This window comes from Ralstonia sp. VS2407 (assembly GCF_052950655.1).
Genome location: NZ_JBRFVG010000004.1, coordinates 236,886 through 250,099, shown reverse-complemented (window position 1 = coordinate 250,099; position 13,214 = coordinate 236,886). Strand labels below are relative to the sequence as shown.

Here is a 13,214-nt window from a genome sequence, read left to right as displayed (position 1 = left end):
AATCCATCCGGAGACAACCAACATGCGCACCCAGGTCGCCATCATTGGCGCGGGCCCGGCAGGCCTTCTGCTCGGGCAGCTTCTGCAACGCAACGGCATCGACGCCGTCATTCTCGAAACCAAGAGCCGCGCGTACGTTGAAGAGCGCATCCGCGCCGGCGTGCTGGAGCAAGGCACGGTCGACGTGCTTAACGAAGCGGGTGTGGGCGAGCGTATGCGGCGCGAAGGGCTGGTGCATCACGGCATCGACCTGCTGTTTGGCGGCAAGCGCCACCGCATTGACCTGACGGCGATGTCGGGCGGCCGCTCGATCACCGTGTATGGGCAGCACGAGGTGGTCAAGGATCTGATTGCGGCGCGCATGGAGCAGGGCGCACCGCTGCTGTTCAATGTGAGCGATGTGTCGGTGCATGACATCGAGTCGGCCACGCCTTCGGTGCAGTTCGTCCACGACGGCGTGCCGCAGACATTGCAATGCGATTACATCGCCGGGTGCGATGGCTTTCACGGCATCTGCCGGCAAGCGATTCCGGCCCAGCGGCAAGCGGTGTTCGAGCGCGTGTATCCGTTTGCCTGGCTTGGCATCCTGGCGGAAGCGGAGCCTGCGGCGGAAGAGCTGATCTACGCGAGCCACGATCGGGGTTTTGCGCTGTTCAGCATGCGCTCACCCAAGATCACGCGGCTCTACCTGCAATGCAAGCCCGATGAGAATCTTGCCGAATGGTCCGATGCGCGCATCTGGGATGAACTCCACACGCGCCTGGAAAACAACGACGGCTGGCGTTTGAAGGAAGGCCCGATCCTGCAGAAGAGCGTCACGCCGATGCGCAGCTTTGTGTGCGAGACGATGCAGTACGGCCGCCTGTTCCTGGCGGGGGACGCCGCGCACATCGTGCCGCCCACCGGCGCGAAAGGCATGAACTTGGCCGTGGCTGACGTTCGCGTGCTGGCTCAGGCGCTCACCGCGCGCTACAAGCAGGAGGACACCGCCCAGCTTGCAGGCTACTCCGAACGTTGCTTGCAACGCGTGTGGCGCGCCGAGCATTTCTCGTGGTGGATGACGTCGATGCTGCATCGCTTTGACGACCACACGCCGTTCATGCAAAAGCTGCAGCGCGCCGAGCTGGACTACGTCACCAGCTCACCGGCCGGGGCCCGCGTGCTCGCCGAAAACTATGTCGGCCTGCCGTTTGCCGATGCGCCGGCCGGTGCGTCGTTGAGTGTGGTCAGTCATTCCAGGGCGGCGTAGTCGTCGGCTTGGACAGCGCAATGCGGGAGACCAGCGGGTGGAAGCCTTGCCCGCGCGAGGCTGTGTAGACCTTCTGCGCGTTGGCCGTCTTCAACGCGTAGTCGATCGTGAAGACAGGCACGTTCCCGGCGCAGTATTTTTGCAGTTGGTCGATCGTCCATTGCGTGTCTTCTGTGCTGGCGGCCTTGTCGCCGCCGGAGGCGCTGCCCCACGCGGCGCCGGCACTGCCGCCGAACCATGTGTCTTCCTGCGAGATGCCGTCGATCATTGCCAGCAGCGTTGAGCCACCGCCGTCGTCAATCAAAGAGGACGCGTTTTGTTGGATCACCGCGAACTGCGGATTGATGGCGCGGCCCGCCGCACGGATCCTGGCAATGAAATCGACCATGGCCTGTGCCGGATCGATGCCAGCCGCCTGGGCTGCGTCCGCCACCGAAGGCTCGGCGTATGCCTCGACCCAATCCAGATAGACGCCATCGAACCCTTCGCGCGCCAGTTGTGCGACAGCGCCGTTCGGCCCGAGCCAGAGCGCTTGCCAGCGCGGATCCCAGAACGCGACGGGGTAATCGCCGGCCCAGCCATCGGGGTCGGCCTTGATGATGAAGTCGGGCGTGCCGGGGCCGTCAGCTGTCGGTGCCTTCCAGCTCGACGTCCAATAGGTACGGAAGTCTTCGGCCTCGCCAATGTCGATGTAAGCGAGCACCTTGCGCGCGGAGCCGTCGGGCTTGGTGCGCAGGCGCGCCACCATGTCGACGGTGTTGAAGTTCTCCAGCCCTTTGACGGTGTTGTTGGCCTCGATGACCAGCATGTCGTACGGCTGCGCGTCCAGCGCATCGATCTGCGCGCCGGTGGTCATGCCCTGCAACTGATACATCCACGTCTGCACGCCTGCCAGCGGCGAGGTGCCGTTGACACCGCAAGCGGGAGTGGTGGTTGCGGCTGCCGCAGTTGCCGTTTTCGACTGAGGTTTCGCGGCATTGGAAACAACCCTGGCTTGCGGGCTCGATGACGAACCACCGTCGCCGCCGCCACAGGCAGACAACATTAGCCCGGCACATGCCAGGGCAATCGGACAGATCAGGCGCATTGTCATTCTTGAAAGGGTTGGGAGCGGGTGCCTTGCTCTGAGCGTGCGCATCGGTTTGGATGCCACGGCAAGCTCCGATCCACGCTAGCACAATCGGATGGCGTTGCACCGTGCGGCGGGGCGTGACGTTCTGAAACTTCTTTAGACCAGCGTTCCTCATCACTTCGGACCTCCTTTCCATGGCCGATGGGTCTGTGCATGCCGTGCCGTGCCCGAAGTCAAACGTTGCCGTCGCTTTCATCGCCATGCAAAACGCACGGGTGTATAGTCAGACAGCACTCGACGTTCAAGAAGGGGGCATTTCAGATGGACACTTCGCCGGCGGGCCAATACAAAGGCTTCGACATTTATCCGTTGGCTTTCCAACATGAACGCACGGCACGCTGGCCCGAGGCCAGGGAAGATCGCAGCTACAACGCAGCCGTGATGATCTGTCGGGCGGGGGAGTCGCCCGAACCCGGGCAGACGCAGGTCTTCCGACTCTCAGGGGATCGACAATTCAGCAATGTGGGTGCTGCACGCATTGCAGCGCTGCGCTTTGCTGAGAGCATCATCGATGGCGACGTGCCTGAACTGTCTCTTCCTGCCGACGGCGCCTGAACCCGCCGAACCTCCCCGTGGTAGAATAGCGGGCGAATCCGGCTCGCCGCCGCGCCAATCATGGCCGGTGGCGGCTGAGTCCAGCACCGGGGAATACCCCGCGCCGAGTCGGGCGGCGCGCATCTGCGACCGCCACCCATCCTCGCTCTCGCTTGCACGAAACGGCGCGCGCCATTGGCGGGCGCGATTTGTGTTCCGTGCAACTCGGTACCCCCCAAGCCCGCTGTCCGGGCAGATGATCGCGGCGTACCGCTGCATGCTCCTAGATGCGTGTGGCGTGGTTCGGGTGGGTCATCACATCATTGCAACCATCGGCGCAGCCGCGTGCTGCATACAAAGGAACGAGTTTGGCCAAGGAAGAACTGATTGAATTTGAAGGGGTGGTGTCCGAAGCACTACCCGACAATCGTTTTCGCGTGCAGTTGGAAAACGGCGTGGAAATCTGGGCTTACGCATCGGGCAAGATGCAGAAGCACCGTATCCGCATTCTCGCGGGCGACCGCGTGAAGCTGGAGATGTCGCCGTACGACCTCACGAAGGGTCGCATCAACTACCGGCACAAGTAAAAACGGCTGTGCCGCCAAGACGTCCACCCCGTGGGCGTTTCGAAGAACCGCGTGTCTGCCCGACCCGCGGTTTTTTTATTATTGCTGCGTAAGCAGCGTTAAATTTCGTTGATCTGCCTACAACATCCGGTATCATGCCGCTTGGCTGCCAACGGGGGGAACACAGTTGGCAGTCAACTGAAGTGCAGGGCTTGTCACATTATCAAGCCGCGTGCCACCCTCGGGTGAGCTCGCGCCAGCTGTACCAGTCCACTCAATAAGCGCACGGCCGTTGATCGATCCATCGACTCAGCAGGACCTCTAATCGCGCATCCATTCGCCGACCGGGGCGTCATCTGACGCTCGCACCCGTTCGGTGTTCAGTGTGTCAAAGGAGTCACACCACATCGGGATACCGCACAGGTAGGACGGCGCTTGTCCATCGCAGTACTGGGCGTAACGTTTTTTGCGTCCGAGGGAATAGAAAATCACAATGTTGGAAACCAAAAAAGCAGCACAGAGGGCGGCGCGCATGAGCCTGCGCGCTTTGGTGGGTCTGGCGGCAGCAACAACGCTGACAGGCCTGGGAATACAAGCCGCCTCGGCGCAGGCCACGCGCCCGAAGGCTCCCATCTACGGCGTCACGCTTGATGACGTCAGCAAAATCAATGCGATCGTGGCCTCGCTCACGCACCTGCCGTACAAGCCGACCGTGCGCGTGGTCTTTGACCCGGGTACATCGGCCGCCGACTACTACGCGCCGCTGGTCAAGCTTCATCAAGTCGCCTACGTGATGGGCGAAGTGATGGATTCGTACTATTTCCCTGTCGACCCGACTACTTACAGCGCACGCACTAACGAGTTGGTGAGCACGCTGAAAAATGTCGTGGATGTATGGGAAATCGCCAATGAAATCAACGGCGAATGGCTGCGTGCCAATCCGAGTGGTCCGACCACGACGGCAACGTCGCAGGAACAACAGATCGGTCAGATGGTCGGCAATGCCTACGACATCGTGAAGGGCGCGGGTGGCCTGGTGTCGGTGACGATGTACTACAACGACGATGGCAAGGGCACCAACTGCTACGAACTGTCGATGGACTCATGGCGCACCTGGGCGACTAATTTCTTGCCGTCCCGTGTGCTCCAAGGTGCCGACTACGCACTGTTTAGCTACTACCCGTACCAGGACTGCCCAGGATTGAATCCGTCGTGGGCAAACGATTTCAAGTTGCTTGAAAGCATCTTCCCGGTCGCGAAGGTGGGCTTTGGTGAGATTGGCACGTCCAGCATCTCGGCGCCGACCTCCGTACAGCAGAATCTGATCAAGTCGTACTACCCCATGGGTACCACCACGATGGCAGCCGATCCGCGCTTTATCGGCGGCTACTTCTGGTGGAACTACGTTGAGCAGATGCTGCCGTACAGCACCAGCACGTACTGGAGCCTGCTGAACAACACCATCAAACCGCTGACGGCACCGCAATAAGAAGGGCTGCAGCCTCTCCTCGCAAAAGGGTGGAACTCCGCGCCGGACGGACGGGACACGATCCGGCAACAAAAAACCCGCGTCAGCTCACGCTGCGCGGGTTTTTTCCATGGCGACGCGCCTATCGGCTCAGCCGCGCGCGGCCAGATAGGCTCGGAAGTCGTCAGCGACTTCCTTGTGCTTGAGCGCCAGCTCCACCGTTGCCTTCAGGTAGCCGAGTTTGCTGCCGCAGTCGTAGCGCACGCCTTTGTAGCGATAGGCGAGCACCTGCTCGGCGGACAGCAGCGACTGGATGGCATCCGTGAGCTGCAGTTCCCCGCCCGCGCCGGGTTTGAGGTTGCGGATGTGATCAAAAATGCGCGGCGTGAGGATGTAGCGGCCGACCACCCCTAGGTTGGACGGCGCGTTTTCCGGCGCCGGCTTTTCGACGATGCCCGACATCTTGATCACGCTACCGTCTTCTTCCCACGGCCGGCCATCGACCACGCCGTACGAACGGCTCTGCTCGCGGTCGATCTCTTCCACGCCAATGACCGAGCAGTTGTAGTGCTCATACAGGTCGACCATCTGCTTCATGACGGGCGGGTCGCCGTCCAGCAGATCGTCAGCCAGGATGACTGCGAACGGCGCGTCGCCCACGAGCTTCTCGGCACATTGCACGGCATGGCCCAGGCCCAGCGCTTCCGGCTGGCGCACGTAGAAGCAATCCACATGCGACGGCTTGATCGAACGTACGACCTCGAGCAGGGCAGTCTTGTGCTTGGCTTCCAGTTCCGCTTCCAGTTCGTACGCCTTGTCGAAGTGATCTTCGATGGCGCGCTTGCTGCGGCCCGTGACGAAGATCATCTCGGTGATCCCGGCGGCCATGGCTTCTTCCACGGCGTACTGGATCAGCGGCTTGTCTACGACCGGTAGCATTTCCTTCGGGCTGGCCTTGGTGGCCGGCAGAAAGCGGGTTCCGAGCCCCGCGACGGGGAAAACGGCTTTGGTGACGCGTTGCATCGTGGTTTCCTTGATATCGATTGTTCCGGGCGCTCAGGCGGCTTGAACCGGTAGCCGTGCGATCTGGGCCTCCAGCTTGGCCAGCGTGGCTTTGAAATCCGTCACGCGCTTTTGTTCCTGTTCCACCACGGCGGCCGGCGCGCGGGCGACGAACGATTCGTTGCCGAGCTTGGCTTCGCACTTGGTAATCTCGCCGCGCAGGCGGTCGATTTCCTTCGACAGGCGCGCATGCTCGGCAGCCACGTCGATCTCGATCTTCAGCAGCAGCTTGCTCTCGCCGACGATGGCGACCGGTGCGCCGGCGCCGTCCTGCTCCATGGCGGCCGCATCCGTGTAGACCTTCACTTCAGACAGCTTGCCCAGCGCCTGCACGTACGGTGCCGCCACCTGCAGGAATTCGGCTTCGCCATTGGCGTACAGCGGCACGCGCTGCGCCGGGGAAATATTCATCTCGCCGCGCAGGTTGCGACAGGCGTCCACCAGCGCCTTCAGTTGGTGCACCCACTGCTCCGCCTGTTCGTCGATCTTGGACAGCACGGCGCGCGGGTATTCCTGCAGCGCGAGGCTTTCGGTGCCGTCGCCCTTGGCGCGGCCAGCCATCGGCGCAACCTTCTGCCAGAGTTCTTCGGTAATGAACGGAATGATGGGGTGCGCCAGGCGCAGCACGGTTTCCAGCACACGCAGCAGCGTGCGGCGCGTAGCGCGTTGCTGGGCCGGCGTGCCGGTCTGGATCTGCACCTTGGCCAGTTCAAGGTACCAGTCGCAGTATTCGTCCCAGACGAATTTGTAGATGGCGTTGGCGATGTTGTCGAAGCGGTAGTCGGCAAAGCCTTTTTCCACTTCAGTTTCCACGCGCTGCAGCAGCGAGACGATCCAGCGGTCGGCCTGCGAGAAATGCAGGTAGCCTTCTGGGCCGCAATCGCCGACGCATTCCTGCACGCCGCAGTCCTGGCCTTCGGTGTTCATCAGCACGAAGCGCGTGGCGTTCCAGAGCTTGTTGCAGAAGTTCCGATAGCCCTCGCAGCGGCCCGGGTCAAAGTTGATGCTGCGGCCAAGCGTGGCGAGCGAGGCGAACGTAAAGCGCAGCGCGTCGGCACCGAATGCGGGAATGCCTTCGGGGAATTCCTTGCGCGTGCGCTTCTCGACTTTGGGCGCGTCCTTCGGGCGGCGCAGGCCGGTCGTGCGCTTGGCCAGCAGCGGCTCCAGCGCGATACCGTCGATCAGGTCCACCGGGTCGAGCGTGTTGCCCTCGGACTTGCTCATCTTCTTGCCTTCCGAATCGCGGACGAGGCCGTGCACGTAGACGGTGTGGAAGGGCACTTCGCCGGTGAAGTGCAGGGTCATCATGACCATGCGCGCCACCCAGAAGAAGATGATGTCGTAGCCCGTGACCAGCACGGTGGAGGGCAGGAAGTGCTTCAGTTCCGGCGTATCGGCCGGCCAGCCCAGCGATGAGAACGGCACCAGCGCCGACGAGAACCACGTGTCGAGCACGTCGTCGTCACGCGTGAGTGCGCCGGTGTAGCCCTTAGAAGCTGCCTGGGCCTTGGCTTCCTCTTCGGTGCGACCAACATACACATTGCCAGCTTCGTCGTACCACGCCGGAATCTGGTGACCCCACCAGAGTTGGCGCGAGATGCACCAGTCCTGGATGTTGTTCAGCCACTGGTTGTACGTGTTGACCCACTGCTCGGGCACGAGCTTGATCTTGCCGCTCTGCACGGCGTCCAGCGCGACTTCAGCGATGGAGCGGCCCGGGAAGCGCGTGCCTTCGGGCGCCGGTTTGCTCATGGCGACGAACCACTGATCCGTCAGCATCGGCTCGATGACGACGCCGGTACGGTCGCCGCGCGGCACCATCAGCGTGTGTTGCTTGACTTCAGCCAGCAGGCCCTGCGCCTCGAGGTTCTCGACGATCTTCTTGCGCGCGTCGAAGCGATCCAAGCCGGCATAGGCTGCGGGGGCATCGGCAACGATCTTCGCGTCGAGCGTCAGGATCGACAGTTGCGGCAACTTGTGGCGCTGGCCCACCGCGTAGTCGTTGAAATCGTGGCCAGGGGTCACCTTGACAACGCCGGTGCCGAACGCGCGGTCGACGTATTCGTCAGCAATCACGGGGATCTTGCGATCGGTCAGCGGCAGGTGAACGAACTTGCCGATGAGGTGCGCGTAGCGCTCATCCTCGGGGTGCACCATCACGGCCGTGTCGCCGAGCATCGTCTCGGGGCGGGTGGTGGCCACCGTCAGGTGGGTCAGGCCGCCAACGGCGTCCGGTTCGGCCAGCGGATACCGGATGTGCCACAGCGAGCCTTCTTCTTCCTCGCTCACCACTTCCAGGTCGGACACGGCGGTGCCCAGCACCGGGTCCCAGTTGACCAGGCGCTTGCCGCGGTAGATCAGGCCCTGCTCATACAGGCGCACGAAGACGTCGCTGACCGCGCGCGACATCTTCGGGTCCATCGTGAAATATTCGCGCTCCCAGTCGATCGAGGCGCCCATGCGGCGCACCTGGCGCGTGATGGTCGAGCCCGATTGCTCTTTCCATTCCCAGACCTTCTCGACGAACTTCTCCCGACCCATGTCATGGCGCGACACGCCTTGGGCGTCCAGCTGGCGCTCGACAACGATCTGTGTGGCGATGCCCGCGTGGTCGGTGCCCGGCACCCACAGCGTGTTGGCGCCCGACATGCGCGCGTGGCGCGTCAGGCCGTCCATGATGGTCTGGTTGAACGCGTGGCCCATGTGCAGCGTGCCCGTCACGTTCGGCGGCGGGAGCTGGATACAGAAGTCGGGCTTGCCGGCTTCGAGCGTCGCGCGGGAGACGCCCATCGCTTCCCAGGCCGCGCTCCACTTCTGCTCGATGGTGGCGGGTTCGAAACTCTTGGCGAGGGACTGGTTTTGATCGGTCATGCTGACGGGGCGCAGTGGGCGCAAAAAGACGTTTGGCCCAGGAAAATGGCGGGCGAAAGCTTGGAATTATACGGCGTGTCGATGTCCGGCACGGGCGAAGCGGCGAATGCGGCCGGTATAATTTCAGGATTCTGCCGAGGCTCCTCCCGCATGTCCGACCTGCTCGCCAATCTGAACCCCGAACAACGCGCTGCCATCACGCTTCCCGATGAAGCGGCGCTGATCCTGGCGGGGGCGGGCAGCGGCAAGACGCGCGTGTTGACCACCCGCATCGCGTGGCTGATCCAGAGCGCGCGCGTGTCGCCCTCAGGTGTGCTGGCCGTCACGTTTACGAACAAGGCGGCCAAGGAAATGACGGCCCGCCTGCAGGCCATGCTGCCGATCAACACGCGCGCCATGTGGATCGGCACGTTCCACGGTCTGTGCAACCGGTTGCTGCGCGCGCATTACCGTGATGCCGGTTTGCCGCAGACGTTCCAGATCTTGGATACGCAAGACCAGCTCTCCGCCGTCAAGCGCCTGCTCAAGTCGCTCAATATCGACGACGAGAAATTCCCGCCCAAGAATGTCCAGTACTTCATCAATGGCGCCAAAGAGCAGGGCCTGCGCGCGGGCGATCTGGAAATCGCTAACGAATACGACCGCCGCATGGCCGATCTCTACGCCGCTTACGACGCGCAATGCCAGCGCGAAGGCGTGGTCGATTTTGCAGAGCTGCTGCTGCGCTGCTACGAACTGCTGCGCTACAACGATGCCATCCGCGCGCACTACCAACGGCGCTTCAAGCACATCCTGGTCGACGAGTTCCAGGATACGAACAAGCTGCAATACGCCTGGCTGAAGATCCTCGCCGGCCTGGGCGAGCCTGGTGTCACGCCCAACGCCATCTTTGCCGTGGGCGACGATGATCAGAGCATCTATGCGTTTCGTGGCGCCAACGTCGGCAACATGGTCGACTTTGAGCGCGAATTCCGCGTCGAGCACCGGATCAAGCTGGAACAGAACTACCGCTCGCACGGCCATATCCTCGATACCGCTAACCACCTGATCTCGCACAACACGCGTCGGCTGGGCAAGAACCTGCGCACGGATGCCGGCCATGGCGAGCCCGTACGCGTCTATCAGGCCGCCACCGACGGGCAGGAAGCCGGCTGGATCGTCGAGGAAATCCGCGACCGCATTGCCAGTGGCACGGCGCGTTCCGAAATCGCCATCCTGTATCGCAGCAACGCGCAGTCGCGGGTGATCGAGCACGCGCTGTTTTCCGCCGGCATCGCCTACAAGGTGTATGGCGGCCTGCGCTTCTTCGAGCGTGCGGAAATCAAGCACGCGTTGGCGTATCTCCAGCTTCTTGAGAATCCCGACAATGACGCCGCGTTTGGCCGCGTGGTGAACTTTCCTGCGCGTGGCGTGGGGGCGCGTTCGCTGGAGCAGCTGCAGGATGCGGCGCGACTGTACGGCATTTCGCTCGCGGCATCGGTGCCGTATCTCACCGGGGCGGCGGGCACCAAGTTGTCGGCGTTTGTGCGTCTGATTGAGCAGATGCGTGCCGACACGCGCCAGATGACGCTGCCCGAAATCGTCCAGCACGTCATTCATGCCAGCGGCCTGATCACGCATTACCAGGGCGAGAAGGAGGGCCAGGACCGCATCGAAAACTTGCAGGAACTGGTGACCGCCGCCCAAGCCTTCGTTGCCGAAGAAGGTTATGGCGTGGATGCGATTGCCACCGCGCTGCCCGTGCGCCACGATGCGATGCTTCGCATCGAAGGCGGCGAGATCGATACCGTTTCTGAACTCGTGCTCGACGAGACGCCCGCGGAGATGACACCGCTGGTCGCGTTTCTCACGCACGCCTCGCTAGAGGCTGGCGACAACCAGGCGCAGGCCGGCCAGGATGCCGTGCAGATGATGACCGTGCATGCGGCCAAGGGGCTGGAATTCCACGTCGTTTTCATCACCGGACTGGAAGAGGGTCTGTTCCCCCACGAAAACAGCCAGATGGAGAAGGACGGCCTGGAGGAAGAGCGCCGCCTGATGTACGTGGCGATTACCCGGGCCCGCGAGCGGTTGTATCTTTCGTTCGCGCAAAGCCGCGTGCTGCATGGTCAGATCCGCTACCACATCCGTTCACGCTTCTTTGACGAACTGCCCGAAGAGACGCTGAAGTGGCTGACGCCGCAGCAGTCGGGTTATCAGGCCACCCGCCGTGTGCAAGGCGATTCCGCCTGGGGCAAGGATTGGTTCAAGCGCCCCGAGCGCGGCGATGACGACGCCTACACTGGCCGCCCGACCGGCGGCATGGACACCGGCAAGAACTACGCTGACGCCAAGCGTGCAGAGGCGACGGGCTTCCGCGTGGGCCAGTCGGTGTTCCACAACAAGTTCGGGGAAGGCGTCATTACGACGCTGGAAGGCGAGGGCGCCGAGGCGCGCGCCCAGATCAAGTTCAACCGCCACGGCGTGAAGACGCTGGCGCTGGGCATCGCCAAGCTGGACCCGATCAACTGAGCGCCGATCGGGTCATCGCGCCTGATCAGGCGACCATGTCAGTCGTCTGGCCGGCCGCTTGCGTCACGTTGAAGCAGCCGCGGTAGGTGGCGTAGAACGAGCAGTACAGCACCGCCATCACCAGAATCCGGTACGGCGTGGCGATGATGGGGGCGATGTTGTTGGCGCCGCTCGACGCGAACAGCGCATCGATGAACAGCGGCACGGCGATCAGCAAAATTGCGACCAGCACGCCGTACGCGATGAACGCCGCGCGGTTGCGCCATACGGCCATCCAGCTGAAGAACAGCGCCTTGCCCACCGGAATGCCGTGCCATGCGACCAGCAGCGGCGCAAACCAGAACAGCACTGCCACGGGGATGTACAGCACCGAGCCCATCACCATGGCGAGATAGAACTCGCGGATGGCATCAGCGGTGAGCGGTTTGTCGCTGACCACGGTCATGAGCGTGTCGACATCCACCATCGTCATCAGCACGCCGCTGACCACGAGTACCAGCACGCCATAGATGCCGCCGAGCTTTAGCAGGCTGCGCATCGCATCCTTGCCGTACGCACGAAAGCCGGCGATGAGCGACGCAGGCCCCACGCGCTTGCCAGCAACCGTATCGCGGCAGGCCGACATGAAGCCAACAAAGATAGCCGGATTCACCAGCAGGATGGCGAACACACCAATCGGCGGCACCAGCAGCATCAGCAGGTTGACCGCAAACAGGTAGATGAACAGCAGCAGCAAGAATCCGATCGGGTTCTTGCGAAACAGCCACGCACCCTGGCGCAGCCAGACGTAGCCTTGCTTGGCCGGTACTTCAATCAGTTGCATGGTTGGGGAAGATCCAGAGTCAGGGCGCCCGCGCCAACCCGTTCACGGAGCACGCGCTCAAAGTGGGTGGGGTCATGCGGTTTGAGCAGTTCGGCGTCGCGCGGCAGATAGAAATCCCACAGGCGCGAGACCCAGAAACGATAGGCTGCGGCGCGCAGCATGTCTTGCCAGTGCCGTGCCTCAGCGTCGGTGAAGGGCCGCACGGCGTGATACGCGTGGAGCATGGCCCGTGCCCGATCATCATCCAGCACGCCCGTGGCCAAGTCGATGCACCAGTCGTTCACGGTGACGGCCACGTCGAAGAGCCACTTGTCGACACCGGCAAAGTAAAAATCGAAGAAGCCACCCAGGCGTTCCGGCTGGCCATCGGCGGCCGGCTCGAACAGCACGTTGTCGCGGAAGAGGTCGCAATGGCACGGGCCTTCGGGCAGCGCGGCGTAGTCGGCGCTGGCGAAGAAGCGTTGCTGATGCGCGAGTTCGCCTTCCAGCAGCGCGCGCGTGTCGCCGTGCACGAAGGGTACGACGTCGGGCACGACTTCGTTCCACCACGGCAGGCTGCGCAGATTCGGCTGATGGCGTGGGTAGTCGCGTCCGGCCAGATGCATGCGCGCGAGCATGTCGCCGACGATGGCGCATTCCGACACCGTGGGCGCCAGGTTCGAGCGGCCCGCCAGACGCGTCACGATGGTCGCCGGCTTGCCGTTGAGCGTGCGCAGAATCTCGCCGTCGCGCCCCGGAATCGGGGCCGGCACGCTGATGTCGTGCTGCGCCAGATGCTGCATCAGATACAGGTAGAACGGCAGTTGCTCAAGCGTCAGTCGCTCGAACAGGGTGACGACGTATTCGTGCGTCTGCCCATCTTTTTCCGTGGTCAGGAAGAAGTTGGAGTTTTCGATCCCGGAGGGGATGCCGCGAAATGCGCGCACGGCGCCCACATCGTATTGATCCAGCCAGAGAGCGATCTCGGCGTCGGAGACCGGGGTGAAAACAGCCATGCT

At 62.8% G+C, this 13,214-nt stretch carries 10 protein-coding genes; 5 read left to right on the top strand and 5 right to left on the bottom strand.

Annotated features, from left to right (window positions below):
* Positions 1-22: 22 nt before the first annotated feature.
* Positions 23-1,249, top strand: a complete 1,227-nt coding sequence (pobA, locus tag ACU8YE_RS09010; protein ID WP_446928541.1) for a 4-hydroxybenzoate 3-monooxygenase — start codon at positions 23-25, stop codon at positions 1,247-1,249.
* Here pobA and ACU8YE_RS09005 read toward each other — a convergent pair.
* Positions 1,227-2,336 (bottom strand): endo alpha-1,4 polygalactosaminidase, encoded by a 1,110-nt coding sequence (locus ACU8YE_RS09005; RefSeq protein WP_446928540.1) that lies wholly within the window; start codon positions 2,334-2,336, stop codon positions 1,227-1,229. The genes pobA and ACU8YE_RS09005 overlap by 23 nt on opposite strands.
* Positions 2,337-2,642: 306 nt before the next feature.
* On the opposite strand from ACU8YE_RS09005, the gene ACU8YE_RS09000 reads away from it, so the two are divergent.
* From ACU8YE_RS09000 to ACU8YE_RS08990, 3 genes are all read left to right on the top strand, one after another.
* Entirely contained in the window at positions 2,643-2,936 is a 294-nt protein-coding gene (locus tag ACU8YE_RS09000) for a hypothetical protein (protein ID WP_004631110.1), read from the top strand.
* Between the two features lie 347 nt (positions 2,937-3,283).
* On the top strand, positions 3,284-3,502 hold the full coding sequence (gene infA, locus ACU8YE_RS08995) for a translation initiation factor IF-1 (RefSeq protein ID WP_004631109.1): 219 nt from the start codon (positions 3,284-3,286) through the stop codon (positions 3,500-3,502).
* 472 nt (positions 3,503-3,974) lie between these two features.
* On the top strand, positions 3,975-4,970 hold the full coding sequence (locus ACU8YE_RS08990) for a hypothetical protein (protein WP_446928539.1): 996 nt from the start codon (positions 3,975-3,977) through the stop codon (positions 4,968-4,970).
* Between the two features lie 129 nt (positions 4,971-5,099).
* Here the strand turns inward: ACU8YE_RS08990 and galU are convergent, their stop codons facing one another.
* Both galU and ACU8YE_RS08980 read right to left on the bottom strand, forming a co-directional pair.
* Positions 5,100-5,972, bottom strand: a complete 873-nt coding sequence (gene galU, locus ACU8YE_RS08985; RefSeq protein WP_232040647.1) for a UTP--glucose-1-phosphate uridylyltransferase GalU — start codon at positions 5,970-5,972, stop codon at positions 5,100-5,102.
* 33 nt (positions 5,973-6,005) lie between these two features.
* Positions 6,006-8,882 (bottom strand): valine--tRNA ligase, encoded by a 2,877-nt coding sequence (locus ACU8YE_RS08980; RefSeq protein WP_446928538.1) that lies wholly within the window; start codon positions 8,880-8,882, stop codon positions 6,006-6,008.
* A gap of 150 nt (positions 8,883-9,032) precedes the next feature.
* Here ACU8YE_RS08980 and ACU8YE_RS08975 point away from each other — a divergent pair, with 150 nt between their 5' ends.
* A complete protein-coding gene (locus tag ACU8YE_RS08975) occupies positions 9,033-11,393 on the top strand; it encodes a UvrD-helicase domain-containing protein (RefSeq protein ID WP_446928537.1) in 2,361 nt (786 codons plus the stop codon).
* A 25-nt stretch (positions 11,394-11,418) separates the two neighbouring features.
* On the opposite strand, the gene ACU8YE_RS08970 is transcribed toward ACU8YE_RS08975, so the two are convergent.
* A complete protein-coding gene (locus ACU8YE_RS08970; RefSeq protein ID WP_446928536.1) occupies positions 11,419-12,216 on the bottom strand; it encodes a BPSS1780 family membrane protein in 798 nt (265 codons plus the stop codon).
* Positions 12,207-13,211 (bottom strand): homoserine kinase, encoded by a 1,005-nt coding sequence (locus ACU8YE_RS08965; protein ID WP_316869934.1) that lies wholly within the window; start codon positions 13,209-13,211, stop codon positions 12,207-12,209. Before ACU8YE_RS08965 ends, ACU8YE_RS08970 begins: the two co-directional genes overlap by 10 nt.
* Positions 13,212-13,214: the final 3 nt, after the last annotated feature.